The sequence below is a fragment of the Pseudomonas sp. CMR5c genome, from assembly GCF_003850545.1.
Lineage (GTDB): Bacteria > Pseudomonadota > Gammaproteobacteria > Pseudomonadales > Pseudomonadaceae > Aquipseudomonas > Aquipseudomonas piscis.
In genome coordinates this window covers 217,255-235,439 of the sequence record NZ_CP027705.1, presented here as the reverse complement: position 1 = coordinate 235,439, position 18,185 = coordinate 217,255, and the positions used below count along the sequence as shown (strand labels likewise).

Below are 18,185 nucleotides of genomic sequence, written 5' to 3'. Positions count from 1 at the left end.
GCATGGCTTGCCCGCGATTGGCTCAACCAACACACCTCAAGCCTTCACCCCCTGCACCGCCTCCGTCGCCGCCTGCTCCTTGGCGGCGAAGCGATTGGCCCGGGTGAAGGTACCCATGTCGTTGAAACGCACGCCCATCTGCGCCATCACCCGGTGGGCCACCGGCGCGGTCATCTGGCGGATGTAGAAGGGCTCCTTGACCACGAAGTGGTGGATGCCGTGGGTGCTGCCGAAGTTGAAGCAGAATGCTTGCAGCGGCCACATCCACCAGGGGTTGAGCACCTGGGTCTGCTGGAGCACGTTGCCCGGCTCGACATCACCGTAGTAGTGCATGTTGGAGCTGACGAAGTGCAGGCAGAAGGTACGCAGCACGTTCGGGCCGACGATCACCACCACGGCGATGTCGATCACCTGCATCAGCGCCAGGGTGCTGGCCGACCACTCGATGGAAGTGCCCAGCAGCGCGGCGACGCCATTGGCTCCATGGAAGCCGAGAAACACGTACCAGGCCCCCCAGTGCAACTGCGCCAGGGGAGCATAGGCTGCCATCAGCCGGGCGAAACGCTTGAGCTTGGCCTTCCAGCCCGGCACATGGAGCGTATGGACGAAGGCCGAGATCATGTTGTCGCCCACCATCAGCAGTCGCGCGATGCCCCACGACTCGCCGTTGGTGATGCCACGTTCTTCGAGATCGCCCGCAGTGCCCGAGACCTTGTGGTGGTTCAAGTGCAATTGGCGGCGTATCCAGGGGTTGATGGTGCTGGGGCGAGCCAGCCAGACCAAACCCATCATCAGGTTATGGGGCACCCGCCGCTTGCGGAAATACATGCTGTGGATCAGGTCGTGCTCCAGTTCGTGGGTCAGCGAAGCGAAGAACGCATTGAGCAGCAGGCAGGCCCACCAGGCCAGGTGACCATTGAGATAGAGCGCCGCGGAACCGACCATGCCGGCCAGGGCGAAGGCCAGGATCGCCGCGCCCAGGGCGTCCTGGTGGCGCAGGAGCGGATAGCGCCGGCGCAGTTCGTCGCCCCGGGCCACGACCACTTCGCGAATATGCGCCGCGCGTTGTTGCGCGTCCATTCGTTCGGGGCTTGCGCAAGTACCGTGCATGATTCCATCCTCTGGGTCAGTGATGTGTGCATCCTGCCCCGAGCCTCGGCCCGGGGCGCTAGCTGTGAACGCCAACCTGTTGACCGGACGCGCCAATCGCATGACCGAAGCCACCTCTCTCGCCAGCTGGACCCGCGCCCTGCGCAAGCAGCTGGATGCCCTGGACCTGGATAGCGCGGCCCTGTGCCGCGAGGCCGGACTTGACCCCCAATTGATGGACAATCCCAACGCCCGCTATCCGCTGTCGGCCACCACTCGTCTGTGGCAACTGGCGGTACAGGCCAGCGGTGATCCGGCCATCGGCCTGCGGGTGTCGCGCTTCGTCAGCCCCACCACTTTCCATGCCCTGGGGTATGCGCTGGTGGCCAGCGGCAGCTTGCGCGAGGTGTTCGAGCGCATCCTGCGCTATCACCAGGTGGTCAGCGATGCCCTGGTTCCGCAGTTGATCCGCGACTCGGACCGCTACCGCTTCGTCCTGAAGATGCCCGAAGGCGCCCAGCAGCCGGCGTTCGAGGCCATCGACGCGTTCGCCGCGATCCACGTGCGCACCTGTCGCAGCCGCCTGGGCCGTGAGTACGCGCCGCTGGCCGTACACCTGCGGCGGCCGCAGCCAGAGGACCCCAGCCAATGGCACCGGGTGTTCCGCTGCCCGGTGCACTTCGCGGCCAGCGAGGATTGCCTGGAGTTTCGCGTGCAGGATTTCGAAAGCCACCTGGACGACGCCAACCCGGAGCTGGCCGAACATAACGAGCAAGTGCTCAAGCGTGCCCTGGCACAGTTGCGACCTCTGACTTGGGAGCGCAAGGTGCGCGAGGTGATCGAGGCCCAACTGCCCGATGGCGAACCGTCCGCCGAGCGGGTGGCCCAGGCCCTGCACCTGAGTTTGCGCAGCCTGCAACGGCACCTGGCGGACGAAGGCACGCGCTTCGACACCCTGCTCAACGAATGCCGGGAAAACCTCGCCCTGCTGCACCTGCGCGACCCGGCCTGCTCCCTGAGCGAGATCAGCTACCTGCTGGGGTTCGCCGACGCCAGCAGCTTCAGTCGGGCCTTCAAGCGCTGGACCGGCATGACCCCCGGGCAATTTCGCGACGGCCTGCGCTGATCCCCGAACCATCCCTGACCTGCATAGAACCAGGCACCGCCAGATGGCGGCGCGTGCCGAGCCTGCGGCAGCGGCTACACGGAACTGGCGAGGGCACGCAGGCGTTCGGCATCGAGGATCTCGATCTCGCCGTAGCTCAGGCGCAGGATGCCCTGGTGCTGCAGGTCCTTGAGGATCTGGTTGGTGGTCTGGCGCGACAGCGAGAGCATCAGCGCCAGCTGTTCCTGGGGCAGTTGCAGCAGGCGCCGGCTCTGGGCCACCTCGCCATAACCGGCGGCCATCGCCAGCAGGCGGTTGGCCACCCGCGCCGGAGCCGGCATCAGGCTCAGTTGCTCCAGGTTGATGAAGGCCAGGCGCAGCTTGTGGCTCATCAACAGGGCGAACTGGCGCCAGTAGGCGGGTTGTTCGTCCAATAGCCGCACAAGGCTTGCCTGGGGTACCTGGAGCAAGGTGCAGGCGCCCTCGGCGCAGGCATCGTGGGTACGCGGCTGGCCATCGAACAGGCAGATCTCGCCGAACCAGTGGGGCGCCTCCACCAGGCTGAGCAAGGCCTCCTTGCCCTGTTCGCTGACCGCGCCGACCCGCACCATGCCTTCGACCACCGCATACAGGCCGCAGGGTGGATCGCCACGGCGAAACAGGTACTGCCCCGGCGCCAGCCGCCGCAGGCGGGCATTGTCGAGCAGACTATCCTGTAGAGAGGCCGGCAAGTGGCTGAACCACTGGCCGGCCATCAGGCATTCGCGCCATTGCTGCATATTCATGGACCGTGTTTTCCCAGGGCATCGCCTTGATTGTCGCCTAGCCGACAGAGCTGTGATCGGGCGTCCGGCATGATCCCGTTACCCCAACGGAGGAACAACAATGAAAAGCCTCGTCGATCACCTCAGTCAATACGCGGCCTATCACCGCGACCCACGCAATATCGCCAGCCACTTCATCGGCATCCCGATGATCGTGGTCGCCGTGGCCGTACTGCTGTCCCGTCCGGCCTGGCCGGTGGCCGGGTTGATGCTCTCGCCGGCGCTGCTGCTGGCCCTGTTCGCAGCGGTGTACTACCTGCGCCTGGAACTGCGCCTGGGGTTATTGATGAGCGTGCTGATGGGCTTGTCGGTGTGGGCTGGCCAGGCACTGGCGCAACAGAGCACCCTGGTCTGGCTGGCCAGTGGCGTGGGCATGTTCGTTGTGGGCTGGGTGATCCAGTTCGTCGGCCATTACTACGAAGGGCGCAAGCCGGCCTTCGTCGATGACGTCTCCGGGCTGATCATCGGCCCGCTGTTCGTGGTGGCCGAGCTGGCCTTCCTGCTGGGCCTGCGCCATGACCTCAAGCAGCAGATCGAAGCACAGGCGGGGGGTGTGCGGGCCAATCCAAAGCGTGCCGCGATCTAGATCGATATCGCAGGCAAAACCGGATCGCGGGCAAGCCTCGCCCCTACAGGTTCGTGTCGTTCGCAGTATTGGCGAACCACTTCGATCCGCAGGAGCGAGTGGGCGACGATCCGGCTTGCCCGCGATGCTTTAGCAGGCCGTTGAAAAATGTAGGCGAGCCTGTTTTCAACGCAGCGATGGCAACGCAGGTAGTTTTTAAACGGCCTGTTAGAGGTTGGCGACCTTCTGCCAGACCTTGGGCTTGAAGAACAGCGTCTCGCCCTTGGCCAGGCCCACCAGGCTGTCATGGTCCTTCACCACTTCGGCCTCGATCAGTTCATCCTGGCCCTCGACCTTGAGGGTCACCCGGGTGGTGGCGCCCAGCGGGCGGATATCGCGGACCTGGGCGGCGTGGTGGTCCTCCAGCTCCGAACGCGACAGCGACACTTCATGGGGCCGGAACAGCACATGGTTGTCCTCCCCCAGGCGCAGGCGGTTGGAGTCGCCGAGGAAGTGATAGACGAAATCGCTGGCCGGATACTCGTAGACCTCGCCAGGTGAGCCGATCTGCTCGATCACGCCCTTGTTCATCACCACGATGCGGTCGGCCACTTCCATGGCCTCTTCCTGGTCGTGGGTGACGAATACCGAGGTCAGGTTGATGTCTTCATGCAGCCGCGCCAGCCAGCGGCGCAGCTCCTTGCGCACCTTGGCATCCAGCGCCCCGAAGGGCTCGTCCAGCAGCAGCACCTTGGGCTCCACCGCCAGGGCCCGGGCCAGGGCGATACGCTGGCGCTGGCCGCCGGAGAGCTGCTCCGGATAGCGATCGGAGAGCCAGTCCAGCTGCACCATGTTCAGCAGTTCATGGACCTTCTCGGCGATCCGGCTTTCGCTGGGGCGCTGGTTCTTGGGCTTCATGCGCAGGCCGAAGGCGACGTTGTCGAACACGCTCATGTGGCGGAACAGCGCGTAGTGCTGGAACACGAACCCGACGTTGCGATCGCGCACATCGTGGCCGGAGACGTCCTCGCCGTGGAACACGATGTTGCCGGCATCGGGAGTCTCCAGGCCGGCGATGATCCGCAGCAGGGTGGTCTTGCCGCAGCCCGAGGGGCCGAGCAGCGCCACCAGCTCACCGCTGTGGATATCCAGGTTGATGCTGTCCAGGGCCTTGAAGGCGTTGAAATTCTTGCTGACGTTACGGACTTCGATCGACATGTCTTATTCCTCCGCGGCGCTGGCGCGCAGGCGGTTGATTCGGGATTCGCTCCACTGCTTGAGCAGCAGGATGAACAACGCAAGGATCAGCAACAGGCTGGCCACGGCGAAGGCGGCGACGTGGTTGTACTCGTTGTAGAGGATCTCCACGTGCAGCGGCAGGGTGTTGGTGACCCCGCGGATGTGCCCGGAGACCACCGACACCGCGCCGAACTCGCCCATGGCCCGGGCGGTGCAGAGCACCACGCCGTAGATCAGGCCCCATTTGATGTTGGGTACGGTGACGTGCCAGAACATCTGCCAGCCGTTGGCCCCCAGCAGGCGCGCGGCCTCTTCTTCCTGGGTGCCCTGCTCCTGCATCAACGGGATCAGCTCGCGAGCGACGAAGGGCACGGTGACGAAGATGGTGGCCAGGACGATGCCCGGCAGGGCGAACACGATCTGGATGTCGTGATCCGACAACCACGGGCCGAACAGCCCCTGGGCGCCGAACATCAGCACGTAGACCAGGCCGGCGATCACCGGCGACACCGAGAACGGCAGGTCGATCAAGGTCACCAGGATGCTCTTGCCACGGAACGAGTACTTGCTCACGCACCAGGCGGCGCAGACGCCGAACACCAGGTTCAGCGGCACCGAGATCAGCACCGCGATCACCGTGAGCTTGAGCGCCGACAGCGCGTCGGGCTCGAAGATCGCCTCGAAGAATGCCCCCAGGCCAAGCTTGAGCCCCTGGGACACGACGATGAACAGCGGCAACAGCAGGAACAGGGCAAAGATCAGCCAGCCCAGGCCAATCAATACCCGCCGCGAAGTGGCGTTGCCACGGCGGGCAGCGTTGGCCGACGAGGCGGCGATGGACGATTGGGACATGGTTCGCGCCTCCTTATGGGGTTTCGATACGCCGCTGCAGCAGGTTGATCAGCAGCAGCAGGATGAAGGACACCACCAGCATCAGCACGCCGATGGCCGTGGCGCCGGTGTAATCGTACTGATCAAGCTTGACCATGATCAGCAGCGGCAGGATCTCGGTCTTCATCGGCATGTTGCCGGCGATGAAGATCACCGAACCGTACTCGCCCACGCCCCGGGCGAAGGCCAGGGCGAAACCGGTGAGCCAGGCTGGCAGCAGCGCCGGCACCAGGATATGACGGAACACCTGCCAGGGCTTGGCGCCGAGGCAGGCGGCGGCCTCTTCCACTTCACGGGGGATGTCCGCCAGCACCGGCTGCACCGTGCGCACCACGAACGGCAGGGTGACGAAGGTCAGCGCCAGAGTGATGCCCAAGGGCGTGTAGGCGATCTTGAAGCCCAGGTCGGTGGCGAACTGGCCCACCAGCCCGGTAGGCGCGTACAGCGCGGTCAGGGCGATGCCCGCCACCGCGGTGGGCAAGGCGAAGGGCAGGTCGATCATCGCATCGATGATCCGCCGTCCGGGGAAGCTGTAGCGCACCAGGACCCAGGCCAGCAGCGTGCCGATCAGGCCGTTGATGATCGCCGCGCACAAGGCGGTGCCGAAGCTGAGCTTGAGGGCCGCGAGCACCCGAGGTGCCGAGACGATGGCCCAGAACTGGTCCCAGGTGAGTTGTGCGGCATGGACGAACATCGCCGCCAGGGGGATGAGCACAATCAGGCTGAGGTACACCAAGGTGTAGCCCAGCGTCAGCCCGAAGCCGGGTATGACGGGGGAGATACGACGCGACATAAGAGTCCTTGGTTGAACGCAGGTGAAACGCACGAAGCCCCGAAGTGATTCCGGGGCTCCAAGCGATGGCGGTTAGAGTGGCTCCTCCTGTTACTGGGCCTGGTAGATCTGGTCGAACACGCCACCGTCATTGAAGAATTTCGGTTGGGCAGTTTTCCAGCCGCCGAAGTCCTTGTCGATAGTCACCAGCTCCAGTTTCGGGAATTGCTGGGCGTATTTGGCCGCCACGTCCTTGTCCCGTGGACGATAGAAGTTCTTCGCCGCGATCTCCTGGCCGGCCGGGCTATACAGGTGCTTGAGGTAGGCTTCGGCGATCGCCGTGTTGCCCTTCTTCTCGGCGTTCTTGTCCACCACCGCCACCGGCGGTTCGGCGAGGATCGACAGCGACGGCACGACGATGTCGAACTTGTCGGCGCCACCGTCTTCCTTGAGCGCCAGGAAAGCTTCGTTTTCCCAGGCCAGCAGGACATCGCCCTGGCCGTTGTTGACGAAGGTGATGGTCGAGCCTCGGGCTCCGGTATCCAGCACCGGTACGTGCTTGAACAACTCTTGCACGTACTCCTTGGCCTTGGCTTCGCTACCACCGGCCTTCAGGCCGTAGGCCCAGGCGGCCAGGAAGTTCCAGCGGGCGCCGCCGGAGGTCTTCGGGTTGGGGGTGATCACCGAGACGTCCTTCTTGATCAGGTCGCCCCAGTCCTTGATGCCCTTGGGATTGCCCTTGCGCACCAGGAACACGATGGTCGAGGTGTAGGGCGTGCTGGCGTCGGGCAGGCGCTGCTGCCAGTCCGCCGGCAGGGTCTTGCCGAGCTTGGCGATTTCGTCGATGTCGCCGGCCAGGGCCAGGGTCACCACGTCGGCGCGCAGGCCATCGATCACCGCTCGGCCCTGCTTGCCCGAACCACCGTGGGATTGCTGGATCTTCACGTTGTCGCCGGGGTGCTCCTTCTTCCAGAAGCTTACGAACTCGGCGTTGTAGTCCTGGTACAGCTCGCGGGTCGGGTCGTAGGACACGTTGAGCAGCTCATAGTCCTTGGCTACGGCGGAACCGGCAAAAACGGCGCTGGCGAGGGCAGCCAGGGCATAACGGCGAATCGACGACATGGTAGAGCTCCCGAAATTTTCTAATGTGCTGGCATTTTTCTTATGGCGAATCAGGCTCGCATTCGCGGGCGAACGCTGGGGAACGAACTGGGGGTCATGGGTGACGCCCTCCGGTTGACCAGTCGGGCCTCTCGCTCGCGAGAGGGTGACGCGCGATTCAGCTGGGCTTGTTGCCAGGTTGCTGCAGGCGGAATTTTTCCTTGCGCTCGATCTGCACGACCTGGGCGTTGTGCACGGTGATTTCCACTGCCCCGAAGCGCAGGTCCCGCAGTGCACTTTGAATTTCACGCAAGATGGTTGCTTCGTCCTGTCCGTCGACGCTACGTAGAGATGCGCTCATGGTGTTGCTCCTGAGTGGGATGTGCCGTGCAGTGGCGGCACTGCGGGTGGCGTGGAGCAATAGTAGATAGGCAGGGATATTCTTAAAAATACTATTTAAGAATGTTTATATAACCAACGGAAATTATTCGGCGGGACGCGCAGTTACGGGCCCCTGAGTCCGTGCCCACCCTCTTGCGGCCGCTACGCGAAGCACCTGTAGCCGTCGTCGAGCGTAGCGAGGCTGCGACCGGGGGCGCAGCGCCCGCCAGCTACATCAGGCGCGTCAGAGGATCTGCGGGGCGTTGTCCCAGTCCAGCAGCGATGCCGGCATCGGCCGGCCGAACCAGTAGCCCTGGCCCAGATCGCAGCCCTGGTCGAGGAGGAACCGCGCCTGCTCCATCTGCTCGATACCTTCGGCATGGACCTGCATGCCCATGCTCTGGGCCAGGGCCACGATGACCCGGGAAATCGCCGCATCGTCCTCGTCCCAGGGCAAACCGGCGACGAAACCCTGGTCGATCTTGAGCTTCTGCACCGGCAGGCGCTTGAGCCGCAGCAACGACGAATAGCCGGTGCCGAAGTCGTCGATGGCCAGGCGGATGCCCAGCTCGCGCAGGCGATGCATCTGTTCCAGGGCCACTTCCGGGTCATCCATCAGCGCGCTTTCGGTGACCTCCAGCTCCAGGTAGGCCGGGTCCAGCCCGGTGTCGTGCAGTACCTGGGCCACCTGCTGGTACAGCTCGCTACGGGCGAACAGGCGGGTCGAGACGTTCACCGCGATGAACGACAGCACCACGCCCTCGGCCTGCCACTGGCACATCTGCCGGCATGCCTCGCCCATGACCCAGGCATCGATCTCGGCAATCATCCCGGTGCGCTCGGCGATAGGGATGAACTCCGCCGGCGGCACCAGGCCCCGGTGCGGGTGCTGCCAGCGCACCAGGGCCTCGACGCCCACCAGGCGACTGCTGGCCAGGTCGTGCACGGGTTGGTAGTAGACCCGCAGCTCCTGGCGGTCCAGGGCGCGGCGCAACTCGAAGGCGGTCTCCACCCGCTGCTGGGCATGGGCGGTGAGCTCCTCGGTGTACAACGCATAACCATTGCGCCCGGCGCTCTTGGCCTTGAACAGCGCGGCATCGGCGTTGCGCAGCAACTGGCTGGCGCTGCGGGCATCGCTGGGAAACAGGCTGATGCCGATGCTGGCGTTGATCAGCACCTGGTGGCCGTCCAGCTGGAACGGCTCCTTGAGACCATCGAGGATGCGCTGGGCCAGGGCGGCCGCCTGTACCAGCTGCGGGCAACTTTCGGCCAGCACGGCGAACTCGTCGCCGCCCAGGCGCGCCAGGGTCACGCCCGGGCCGAACATCTCCCGCAGGCGTTGGGCAAAAGCCTTGAGCAACTGGTCGCCGACGTTATGCCCGAGGCTGTCGTTGACCATCTTGAAGTGGTCCAGGTCGATCATCAGCATGGCGCAGCCGCGCTTGTGGATCTGCGCCGAAGCCAGGGCCTGCTCGGCGCGGTCGGTGAGCAGCAGGCGGTTGGGCAGGTCGGTCAGCGGATCGTGGTGGGCCAGGTGCGCCAGCTCATGCTCGGAATCCTTGATCGCGCTGATGTCGGAGAATACCGCCACATAGTGGGTGAGCTCGCCCTGCTCGTCGCGGATCGCACGGATGGTCTGCCACTGCGGATAGATTTCACCGCTCTTGCGCCGGTTCCAGATTTCGCCGCTCCACTCGCCGGTCTGGCGCAACGCGCCGAACATCGCCTTGTAGAAATCCACCGAATGATGGCCGGACTTGAACATGCTCGGCTGGCGCCCCAGCACCTCCTCGCGCTGGTAGCCGGTGATCTCCATGAAGGCGCGGTTGACGTGGACGATCTGCCCCTGGGTGTCGCTCACCAGTACCCCCTCGCGGGTACAGTCGAACACCGCCGCGGCCTGGCGCAGGCGCTCGCGGTCCTTCTGCTGGTGGCGCAACCAGCGATCGGCGCCCAGCACCCGCAGCAAGCGGGCACGGGCAAAGAAGATCAGCACCGCGCTGACCAGGGCCCAGGCATAGCAGCTGGCTTGCTGCCACAGGACCTGGTCGATCGATCCATCGAAGAAACTGCTCAATAAATAGCCACTGAGCTGCAGCCAGGCCATGGACAGCAGCAGGTAGAGCAGCGCAGCACGCAAGCCATTGCGATAAGAAACCGACATAAGCCCGTCTATTTCCACACGAAAAGTTTGGGATTATAGAGGAAGAAACATCCCGCCACTCTTATCTGAAAGGGCGACTGGTTTTCTCACCGGGCTTAGTGATAATGCCTGGGCTGTTTTTTCTCTATCGAGGGCCTTATCGCCTATGTGGTATGAAGGTTTACTTGGCTTGTCCGCCTGGCAACTGGTGGCAGTCACCCTGTTGATGACCCACGTGACCATCGTTGCGGTCACGGTCTATCTGCACCGTTACTCCGCGCATCGCTCCCTGGAGCTCAATGCCGGGCTCAAGCATTTCTTCCGCTTCTGGCTGTGGCTGACCACGGCGCAGAACACCCGCGAGTGGACCGCGATCCATCGCAAGCACCACGCCAAGTGCGAGACGGTCGACGACCCGCACAGCCCGGTGATCAAGGGCTTGTCCACAGTCATGCGCAAGGGCGCCGAGCTGTACCGCGAGGAAGCGCGCAACCCCGAGACCCTGCGCATCTACGGCAAGAACTGCCCGGAAGACTGGATCGAGCGCAACCTCTACAGCCGCTACAAGCTAGGTGGCGTGGCGCTGATGGCGGTGATCGACCTGCTGCTGTTCGGCACCATCGGCATCACCATCTGGGCGGTGCAGATGATGTGGATCCCGTTCTGGGCCGCCGGCGTGATCAACGGCCTGGGCCATGCCGTGGGCTACCGCAATTTCGAATGCCGCGACGCGGCCACCAACCTGGTGCCCTGGGGCATCATCGTCGGCGGCGAGGAGCTGCATAACAACCACCACACCTACCCCAACTCGGCCAAGCTGTCGGTGAAGAAGTGGGAATTCGACATGGGCTGGGGCTGGATCAAGCTGTTCAGCCTGCTGGGCCTGGCCAAGGTCCAGCGAGTGGCGCCCATCGCCCATCGGGTCGAAGGCAAGGGCCACCTGGACATGGACACCGCCATGGCGATCCTCAACAACCGCTTCCAGATCATGGCCCAGTACCGCAAGCTGGTGATCGGCCCGCTGGTCAAGCAGGAACTGGCCAAGGTCGATCACTCGGTGCGCCACCAGTTCCACCGCGCCAAGCGCTTGCTGTCCCGGGAAACCAGCCTGCTGGAAGACCGCCACCACCTGCGTATCCAGAACATGCTGGAACACAGCCAGGCGTTGAAGGTGATCTACGAGAAGCGCCTGGCGCTGCAGCAGATCTGGGTCAAGACCAGCTCCAACGGCCACGACATGCTGGCCGCCATCAAGGACTGGGTCCACGAGGCCGAGGCCAGCGGCATCCAGTCCCTGCGAGACTTCGCCAACCAGCTCAAGACCTACTCCCTGCGCCCCAGCGCCGCCTGACCCGCATCCCTCGCCACGCCCGTGGCGAGGGAGCCCACCCCCTCCGGCCTCACCCGCAACCCGCATCTGCCGACCGTCCGGCGCGTCGCCGGAGCACACGGGAACTTAGCGTTCCATCCTCTATCTCAAGCAACACTTCGCCATCCAGGCGGGCTTGGTTGTAGCCGCTGTCGAACACCACGCGGCACGCCCTTCGAGAATTGTGCCGATGGTCAACAAGAATCCAGATATTCCATCTTCGCTTCCCCTGTGGCCCGAGGCCGCGCAAACCCTCATGGCCCTGATGCATGCCCAGGGCGAAGTCGCCCGCCTGACCGAACGCGAGCAGCTGTTCAACTCGCTGCTGGTCAGCGTCAACGCCGTGCTTTGGGCCTTCGACTGGGAAAGCCGCCAGGTGCTGTACGTCAGCCCGGCCTATGAACGCATTTTCGGCCGCCCCGCCGGCCTGCTGCTGGCGGACTACAACCAGTGGCGCGACAGCATCTACCCCGACGACCTGGAATACGCCGAGCGCAGCCTGGCCCAGGTCCTGGAAAAAGGCGCGGTGGAAGACCGCGAGTACCGCATCATCGACGCCACGGGCCAGGTGCGCTGGCTCAGCGACAAATGCTTCATCAACCGCAATGCCGAACCCGGGCAGCGCCTGATCGTGGTGGGGATCGCCGAGGACATCAGCGAAAAGAAGCAATTGGAGAACGAGCTGCAGCGCCTGGCCACCACCGACGCGCTGACCCAGAGCAGCAACCGCCGGCACTTCTTCGAGTGTGCCAATCGCGAGTTCGAACAGGCCCGCCTGCAAGGCTCGCCCCTGTCCTTCCTGTTGCTGGACATCGATGATTTCAAGGTGATCAACGACACCTACGGCCACCCCGAGGGCGACATCGTCCTGCAACGCATCGCCGAGAGCGGACGCGCCGCCCTGCGCCGGGGCGACCTGTTCGGGCGTATCGGCGGCGAGGAGTTCGCCGCACTGTTCCCCGGCTGCGCCGCCGACATGGCGCGCCAGGTGGCCGAACGCCTGCAAAGGGAGATCCAGCGCCAGCACTTCAGCCACCAGGGCCAGGTCTTCAGCATCACGGTCAGCCAGGGCCTGACCAGCCTGCTGGCAGAAGACGAGAGCCTGGATAGCCTGTTCGCCCGGGCCGACGCAGCGATGTACGAAGCCAAGCGCCAGGGCAAGAACCGCATCGTCACCGGGTGAATCGCCAGCAGGAGCAGGCTAGACTGCGACTCCCCCGGCCATGGCGGCCCCAGCCGAACGCATCACCCGATGAACGAAGAACAGTTGCTCAAACGCGTCAACAGCAAACGCAATGGTTATCGAGGCAAACGCTTGGCGAGCTTCCTGGTCGGACTGGCCCTGGTACTGCTTGGGGTGGCCCTGGCCGTCAAGCTCGGGCCGCATCCAGCGCAGCTGCTGACCCTGCTGGCAGCCTGGCCGTTCTTCTACCTGGCCTTCCTGGCCGAAGACCAGACGGTCGATGGCTGGTTCGCGCTGTTCGAGCTTATGGGCAACTGACTTCACTCAACCCTTGCGCAGGCGACTCAGCTCCGGCAGGCCGATCTTCAGCAACCGCGCGGTCTTGCCCTGGGCCACTTCCTCGACGCCCTCGGTGGGCGTCAGGTGCGCCAGTTGGCCCGCCAGGTTCATCGCCAGGGCTTCGCGGGAGTAGACCCCGCCACCGAGCTGGTAGACCGCGGCGATCAGCTCGCGCAGCTCCAGGGGCATGCGCCAGCGGGTACGCAGGGCCGAGCCGTAGGCCGCGCCATAGCGCTCCAGGGCATCGCCGATCTCTTCCTGGTCGTCCAGCTCGCCGCCGGCCTGCTTCCACTCTTGCAGGCAACGCAGCAGCGCCAGGTCGCCCAGGCGGTGCAGCAAGCCGGCGCAGTAGCAACGCTCCTGGTCCAGGTCCAGCAGGCGGGCCAGGGTCCGGCCGTACTCGGCGGCGTGCAGCGATAGCCCCCAATAGCGCTCGGCATAGTCGGCCAGGACCGGGTCGCTGAGGCGGGCGCTGCGCTTGAGGGTCAGGCCGAGGATCAGGTTCATGCTCTGCCCGGTACCGAGCCGGTGCAGGGCCTGGGACAGGGTCTGCACACCGTCGCCATGGTGCTGGGCGGCGCTGTTGGCGGCGGCGATCAGCACGGCGGTGACTTGCGGGTCGGTGCGGATTTCGTCCTCCAGCAGCCGCAGGTCCAGCCCCTCGGGATGCAGGCTGCGCTTGACCGCCAGTTGCACGTCGGTCAGCAGGGGCGCGCCGTCGGCCAGTTCGCGGCGGTGTTCGAGAAAGCTGTACAAGGTCGTGCCGGGCGTCAGGCTCGGGATCTCGCAGGAGACCTCCTGGCCAGCGTCCAGCAGCAAGCCTTGCAGGCGCTGGGTCAGGCCTTCCATGTTCAGGGGCTTGGTCAGGTACGCGGTAGGGGCCAGGGGCAGGGCCTCGCGCACGCTGGCGCTGTCGCTGCGCACGCTGAGCAGGATGAACGGCTGCGGCGGATTGCGCTTGCGCTGGCGCACCGCACGCAGCAGCGAGAGGCCGTCGATGCCCGGCAGCTCCCAGTCGGCGATGACCAGGTCGTAGGGCTTGGCGTTGAGCAGGTCCATGGCTTCCTGGCCGTCGGCGCACAGATCCAGGCGAGCATCGCAACGCACGTTAAGCAGCACTTGCTCGAGCAGGTCGCGGGACCAGGGATCGGCCTCGGCAATCAACACGCGGGGAACAGCAGGTAGATCAACAGCGGTCATGCGGCACGCTCCGGTAACTATGGGTGCACCTTAGTCAAAGCGGCCGGATTCATACAGCCGAAAACACCAATCGCCCCGCAAAAACCAGGAAAAGTGCTAGCCAAGCGGCTCTTCAGCACTTCAACCACCATCACCGAACCTGCGTACCAAAGCCCTGGGATAGCCTGCCGGGGGGTGGGCGTTGCATGAAAAATAAAAACGTTATAATGTTTCATTCGAGAACAATTCTCACGATTGGAATTGCCGCCAGCACGGTTTTGGCCTCGGCAACAATGCAAGGCTCATCGGCGAGCCAGGGCAGGCAGCGGGCTGGATAGCGGCGAACTTCATGCTCCGTCGAGTTAAGGGACTACAGATGAACCAGTTGTACGGATCAGCTCCACGGTGTGCATGGACGGTCTTGGCCGGCGTCTTTTCTGCCTGTTGCAGCCTGTCCACCGTCGAAGCGCAGGAGGCATCCGAGGAACGCAAGGCCGCATCCTTGAGCCTGGACACCAGCCATATCCTCGCCCCCCCCTCAACGAGGCCTACGAGGTGAATGCCGGGGCCTTCGGTGCCAAGACGGCCATGGAAATACCCCTGGTCATCCAGAGCTACGACGCCAAGACCATCGCCGATTCGTCGGCGCGTACCGCCGTCGATGTGCTGAGCCTGGATCCCTCCATCCTCAGCGCCTCGGCCGGCAGCGGCTTCGACAACTTCCGCCTGCGCGGCTTTGCGATGGACAACTTCAATACCATCCGCCGCGATGGCCTGGCATTGGCCCCGCACCATGACTTCCCCCTTGAGTACGTCGAGCGCATCGACGTACTCAAGGGCCCGTCGGGATTCCTGTATGGGATCAACTCCCCTGGCGGCACGATCAACTACATCCCCAAGCGCCCGACCCTCGATCCCTTGCTCAACCTCACGGTCCAGGGCTCGTCCCTGGCCGGACGCTACATCGCCATCGACAACAGCAACTCCACCGTCGACGGCGCGTTCGGCTACCGTCTGAATGCCGGCTACGAAAAGAACGGCGACTACGATCACGCCCGGGACATGGAGCGCAAGTTCATCGGCCTGGCCACCGACTGGCGCTTGAGCGAACGTGCGCTGCTGCAGCTCAACGGCGACTGGTCGTGGAAGTCCACGGTGGCCGACCCCCTGTTGCGGGCCGACCAGAGCCACCGCGCCAACCCACTGGATGCTTCCAGCTACGTCAGGCCGCCGAAGATCAACCGTCGCGACCTGCTTACCGGCTCCTGGTTTCGCCACCAGACCGAGGGCAAGAACCTGGACGCCAAGTTCGAATACACCCTCAGCGACAACTGGACCTCCATCACCCAGGCCAACTACTCGCGAGTCGAGCGCCACGGCGGCTACAACGACCTGTTCAACATCCAGCCCAATGGCGACATCGGCACCGCCGACCTCTACGTTTCCCGTGGCGAGGTGTTCAGTACCTGGTCGCTGCAGTCCTACCTGGCCGGCAAATTCAACACCGGCAGCCTCTACCACGATGTGTTCCTGGGCACCGGCTACAAGCAGTTCAAGGACCGTAGCCCGGCCTGGGACGATATCAACAGCGCCAATCCCGGCGTTCGCGTCAGCGACGTTTCGGTGGGCAACATCCGCCACCCGGTGCAGCCGCCCAAGCATCACTTCGGCCCGGAGAACGACATCGAATTCGTCTCGCGGATCAAGGAAAGCTCGGTCTTCGCCAGCGACCTGGTGTCCCTCAACGAACAATTCCAGGTACTGCTCGGCGGGCGCTACATCTGGTACCGCGCCGATCATCTGTCGGCCACCGCCCTGCCCCAGCGCCATGACGTGTTCGTTCCCAGCGGTGCGCTGATCTACCGTCCGCTGGACAACCTGATGACCTACGTCAGCTATTCACGCGGCCTGGAAAAAGGCGACTACGCGCCCTGGAATGCCACCAACAAGAACCAGCCCACCGATGCCATCGAGTCCGAGCAATACGAAGTCGGGCTCAAGGCCGAGCTCGACTCGCGTTCCAACCTGGGTCTTGCGCTCTTCGAGATCCGCCGCAATGCCAGTTACCTGGACACCAGCAATACCTTCGTCAGCAAAGGCCAGTATCGCCATCGCGGCATCGAGCTGAACCTCAGCCATCGGCCCACCGACTCGCTGACCCTGGACGCCAACCTGGCCTACCTGGCAACCCGCCTGGAGAACGTGGACGACCTCAGCGTCGCCGGCAAGCGCACCGAAGGCGTGCCGAAATGGAAGGGGACCTTCGGTGCCCAATACCAGTTGCAAAGCGTTCCCGGCCTGTCCCTGGACAGCACCCTGAGCCTGGTCGGCAGCCGTCCGGTGGATGCCCAGAACAGCGGTTACATCCCCGGCTACGCCCTGCTCGACGCAGGTGCCAGCTACCGCACCCGACTAGGCGAAACGCCAGTGACCTATCGGCTCCACGGCAAGAACCTGACCAACACCTACTACTACGCCAGTACTTATTACCAGGGTGGCCTGGAAGTGGGTCGCGAACGCGAGATATTCCTCTCGGCGCGCTTCGAATTCTGACCTGACACGGCGTCGACACCCGGTTGCCGACGCCCGCGTCCCTGCCAAGGATGAAACGCCTGTCATGCACCTGCCGTCCCGCGCCAACGCTCCCCAACCCTCCGCCCCGCTGACCAGCCTGCGACACACCCACGTCGACGACTTGCTGCGCCAGCACCCGGCAACCCTGCGCGAGCTGGTGCAGGGCCTGGGTTCGCCCCTGCACCTGATGCTGCCGCAGGTGTTCGTGGAGAACATCCGCCGGTTCCGGCGCGCTTTCGAACAGGCGCCGGCCCGGGGCTCGCTGCTATTCGCGAAAAAGGCCAACAAGGCCGACTGCCTGATCCAGGCTTGCAGCCAAGAGGGCATCGGCGTCGATGTGGCCAGCGTCGGCGAGCTGGAAAAGGCCCTGGGCGGCGGCGTACCGGGCCACGCCATCGGGGTCTCCGGCCCGGAGAAAAGTGATCGCCTGCTGCAACTGTGCCTGAGTCACCAATGCCTGTTGGCCATTGATTCGCCCAGTGAGTTGCAACGCCTGCTGCACCTGGCGCGCAGCCGTGAACAACAAGCCCGGGTACTGCTGCGCTATCGCCCCGAGAGCCAGCCCGAGAGCCGCTTTGGCCTCGATCCTGGGCAGTGCACGCAGGCCATCGCACTGTGCCGGGAGCATCCGCGCTGGCTACGCCTGATGGGGTTTTCCTTCCACCTCGGCGGTTACTCCAGCGAGCAGCGCGTCCAGGCCGCCAATCGCTTGCTCGACCTCTGCGTGAGCACCCGCGCGGCGGGCCTGGAACATTGCCGGCGCGTGAACCTGGGGGGCGGCTTTGCCGTGCGGTACGTCAATCCCGAGGCCTGGGCTCGCTTTCGCCAGCAGGATCGGCCGAGCCACTACCACGGTGCCCGCACCTTCAGCGGCTTCTACCCCTACGGCGCGCCACGTGCCGCCAGCGACGCCCTGGCAGACATTCTCGCAACCCCGGTGGAGGCAGCCATGACCCTGGCGCAGAAGGCCGAGCGAGACGCCATCGAACTGCTGATCGAGCCCGGCCGGGCCCTGCTCGACCAGGCCGGCATCAGCGTCTTTCGCGTCCAGGGGGTCAAGGAGCGCGATGACGGTTATGCCGTGGTCACCGTGCAGGGCAGCAGCTTCAGCCTCTCCGAGCAGTGGTTCAACAGCGAGTTCCTGCCCGAACCCTTGCTGCTACCGACCGAGCCGCGCCCGGCCGCCCCCTTCTTCGCCTGCGTGGGCGGCTCGACCTGCCTGGAGTCCGACATGCTGACCTGGCGCAAGATCCGTTTCGACCACCCGGTGCGCCCCGGCGACCTGCTGATCTACCTCAACACCGCCGGCTACCAGATGGACTCCAACGAGTCGCCGTTCCACGAGGCCCGGTTGCCCCACAAGGTCGTCATCGAACTCGACGGCCCCACCCTGCGCTGGAAGCTCGATGGGCTGGCGTGAGGTTTTGCTTG

General features: G+C 64.5%; 16 protein-coding genes. 7 read left to right on the top strand and 9 right to left on the bottom strand.

The genetic code is table 11. From position 1 onward, the window contains the following. Nucleotides 1-36: 36 nt before the first annotated feature. Entirely contained in the window at nucleotides 37-1,110 is a 1,074-nt protein-coding gene (locus C4K40_RS01095; protein ID WP_053132799.1) for a fatty acid desaturase, read from the bottom strand. Between the two features lie 100 nt (nucleotides 1,111-1,210). Between C4K40_RS01095 and C4K40_RS01090 the strand changes: the two genes are divergently transcribed. Next, nucleotides 1,211-2,215: an AraC family transcriptional regulator gene (locus tag C4K40_RS01090; RefSeq protein ID WP_031321394.1), complete on the top strand. Its 1,005-nt coding sequence runs from the start codon at nucleotides 1,211-1,213 to the stop codon at nucleotides 2,213-2,215. Between the two features lie 74 nt (nucleotides 2,216-2,289). On the opposite strand, the gene C4K40_RS01085 is transcribed toward C4K40_RS01090, so the two are convergent. Further along, nucleotides 2,290-2,979 carry a Crp/Fnr family transcriptional regulator gene (locus C4K40_RS01085; RefSeq protein WP_053132802.1) on the bottom strand — a complete coding sequence of 230 codons (690 nt, stop codon included), beginning with the start codon at nucleotides 2,977-2,979 and terminating at the stop codon, nucleotides 2,290-2,292. Between the two features lie 100 nt (nucleotides 2,980-3,079). Here C4K40_RS01085 and C4K40_RS01080 point away from each other — a divergent pair, with 100 nt between their 5' ends. After that, nucleotides 3,080-3,604, top strand: coding sequence for a DUF962 domain-containing protein (locus C4K40_RS01080; RefSeq protein ID WP_053132805.1), 525 nt, complete (start codon nucleotides 3,080-3,082; stop codon nucleotides 3,602-3,604). 207 nt (nucleotides 3,605-3,811) lie between these two features. Here C4K40_RS01080 and C4K40_RS01075 read toward each other — a convergent pair whose 3' ends face one another. From C4K40_RS01075 to dibA, 6 genes are all read right to left on the bottom strand, one after another. After that, nucleotides 3,812-4,801: a sulfate/molybdate ABC transporter ATP-binding protein gene (locus C4K40_RS01075; protein WP_022643507.1), complete on the bottom strand. Its 990-nt coding sequence runs from the start codon at nucleotides 4,799-4,801 to the stop codon at nucleotides 3,812-3,814. Between the two features lie 3 nt (nucleotides 4,802-4,804). Continuing rightward, the gene (gene cysW / locus C4K40_RS01070) at nucleotides 4,805-5,674 is read right to left on the bottom strand and encodes a sulfate ABC transporter permease subunit CysW (protein WP_022643506.1); all 870 of its coding nucleotides are present in this window, start codon (nucleotides 5,672-5,674) and stop codon (nucleotides 4,805-4,807) included. A gap of 13 nt (nucleotides 5,675-5,687) precedes the next feature. Next, nucleotides 5,688-6,506, bottom strand: a complete 819-nt coding sequence (gene cysT, locus C4K40_RS01065; protein WP_022643505.1) for a sulfate ABC transporter permease subunit CysT — start codon at nucleotides 6,504-6,506, stop codon at nucleotides 5,688-5,690. Between the two features lie 90 nt (nucleotides 6,507-6,596). Next, the gene (locus C4K40_RS01060; protein ID WP_053132808.1) at nucleotides 6,597-7,607 is read right to left on the bottom strand and encodes a sulfate ABC transporter substrate-binding protein; all 1,011 of its coding nucleotides are present in this window, start codon (nucleotides 7,605-7,607) and stop codon (nucleotides 6,597-6,599) included. 157 nt (nucleotides 7,608-7,764) lie between these two features. Beyond that, nucleotides 7,765-7,947 (bottom strand): sulfur starvation response protein OscA, encoded by a 183-nt coding sequence (gene oscA / locus C4K40_RS01055; protein ID WP_022643503.1) that lies wholly within the window; start codon nucleotides 7,945-7,947, stop codon nucleotides 7,765-7,767. Nucleotides 7,948-8,211: 264 nt separating this feature from the next. Beyond that, entirely contained in the window at nucleotides 8,212-10,131 is a 1,920-nt protein-coding gene (dibA, locus tag C4K40_RS01050; RefSeq protein WP_022643502.1) for a phosphodiesterase DibA, read from the bottom strand. 145 nt (nucleotides 10,132-10,276) lie between these two features. On the opposite strand from dibA, the gene desA reads away from it, so the two are divergent. From desA to C4K40_RS01035, 3 genes are all read left to right on the top strand, one after another. Next, nucleotides 10,277-11,461 carry a delta-9 fatty acid desaturase DesA gene (gene desA / locus C4K40_RS01045; RefSeq protein WP_031321390.1) on the top strand — a complete coding sequence of 395 codons (1,185 nt, stop codon included), beginning with the start codon at nucleotides 10,277-10,279 and terminating at the stop codon, nucleotides 11,459-11,461. Nucleotides 11,462-11,669: 208 nt separating this feature from the next. Next, nucleotides 11,670-12,662: a sensor domain-containing diguanylate cyclase gene (locus tag C4K40_RS01040; RefSeq protein WP_053132811.1), complete on the top strand. Its 993-nt coding sequence runs from the start codon at nucleotides 11,670-11,672 to the stop codon at nucleotides 12,660-12,662. 69 nt (nucleotides 12,663-12,731) lie between these two features. Next, nucleotides 12,732-12,980, top strand: a complete 249-nt coding sequence (locus tag C4K40_RS01035) for a hypothetical protein (protein ID WP_022643500.1) — start codon at nucleotides 12,732-12,734, stop codon at nucleotides 12,978-12,980. A 6-nt stretch (nucleotides 12,981-12,986) separates the two neighbouring features. On the opposite strand, the gene C4K40_RS01030 is transcribed toward C4K40_RS01035, so the two are convergent. Continuing rightward, nucleotides 12,987-14,201 carry a response regulator gene (locus tag C4K40_RS01030; protein ID WP_053132813.1) on the bottom strand — a complete coding sequence of 405 codons (1,215 nt, stop codon included), beginning with the start codon at nucleotides 14,199-14,201 and terminating at the stop codon, nucleotides 12,987-12,989. A gap of 534 nt (nucleotides 14,202-14,735) precedes the next feature. Here C4K40_RS01030 and C4K40_RS01025 point away from each other — a divergent pair. Further along, nucleotides 14,736-16,733, top strand: a complete 1,998-nt coding sequence (locus C4K40_RS01025) for a TonB-dependent siderophore receptor (protein ID WP_164485009.1) — start codon at nucleotides 14,736-14,738, stop codon at nucleotides 16,731-16,733. A gap of 64 nt (nucleotides 16,734-16,797) precedes the next feature. Beyond that, entirely contained in the window at nucleotides 16,798-18,174 is a 1,377-nt protein-coding gene (locus tag C4K40_RS01020; RefSeq protein ID WP_053132819.1) for an alanine racemase, read from the top strand. Nucleotides 18,175-18,185 lie beyond the last annotated feature (11 nt).

Excerpts from the sequence above, each read along its gene's own strand:
- oscA (WP_022643503.1), bottom strand. The coding sequence starts at position 7,947 with ATGAGCGCATCTCTACGTAGCGTCGACGGACAGGACGAAGCAACCATC.
- C4K40_RS01020 (WP_053132819.1), top strand. The coding sequence starts at position 16,798 with ATGCACCTGCCGTCCCGCGCCAACGCTCCCCAACCCTCCGCCCCGCTG.
- C4K40_RS01060 (WP_053132808.1), bottom strand. The coding sequence starts at position 7,607 with ATGTCGTCGATTCGCCGTTATGCCCTGGCTGCCCTCGCCAGCGCCGTT.
- C4K40_RS01085 (WP_053132802.1), bottom strand. The coding sequence starts at position 2,979 with ATGAATATGCAGCAATGGCGCGAATGCCTGATGGCCGGCCAGTGGTTC.
- C4K40_RS01095 (WP_053132799.1), bottom strand. The coding sequence starts at position 1,110 with ATGCACGGTACTTGCGCAAGCCCCGAACGAATGGACGCGCAACAACGC.
- C4K40_RS01080 (WP_053132805.1), top strand. The coding sequence starts at position 3,080 with ATGAAAAGCCTCGTCGATCACCTCAGTCAATACGCGGCCTATCACCGC.
- cysT (WP_022643505.1), bottom strand. The coding sequence starts at position 6,506 with ATGTCGCGTCGTATCTCCCCCGTCATACCCGGCTTCGGGCTGACGCTG.
- C4K40_RS01030 (WP_053132813.1), bottom strand. The coding sequence starts at position 14,201 with ATGACCGCTGTTGATCTACCTGCTGTTCCCCGCGTGTTGATTGCCGAG.
- C4K40_RS01090 (WP_031321394.1), top strand. The coding sequence starts at position 1,211 with ATGACCGAAGCCACCTCTCTCGCCAGCTGGACCCGCGCCCTGCGCAAG.
- dibA (WP_022643502.1), bottom strand. The coding sequence starts at position 10,131 with ATGTCGGTTTCTTATCGCAATGGCTTGCGTGCTGCGCTGCTCTACCTG.
- cysW (WP_022643506.1), bottom strand. The coding sequence starts at position 5,674 with ATGTCCCAATCGTCCATCGCCGCCTCGTCGGCCAACGCTGCCCGCCGT.
- desA (WP_031321390.1), top strand. The coding sequence starts at position 10,277 with ATGTGGTATGAAGGTTTACTTGGCTTGTCCGCCTGGCAACTGGTGGCA.
- C4K40_RS01035 (WP_022643500.1), top strand. The coding sequence starts at position 12,732 with ATGAACGAAGAACAGTTGCTCAAACGCGTCAACAGCAAACGCAATGGT.
- C4K40_RS01075 (WP_022643507.1), bottom strand. The coding sequence starts at position 4,801 with ATGTCGATCGAAGTCCGTAACGTCAGCAAGAATTTCAACGCCTTCAAG.
- C4K40_RS01040 (WP_053132811.1), top strand. The coding sequence starts at position 11,670 with ATGGTCAACAAGAATCCAGATATTCCATCTTCGCTTCCCCTGTGGCCC.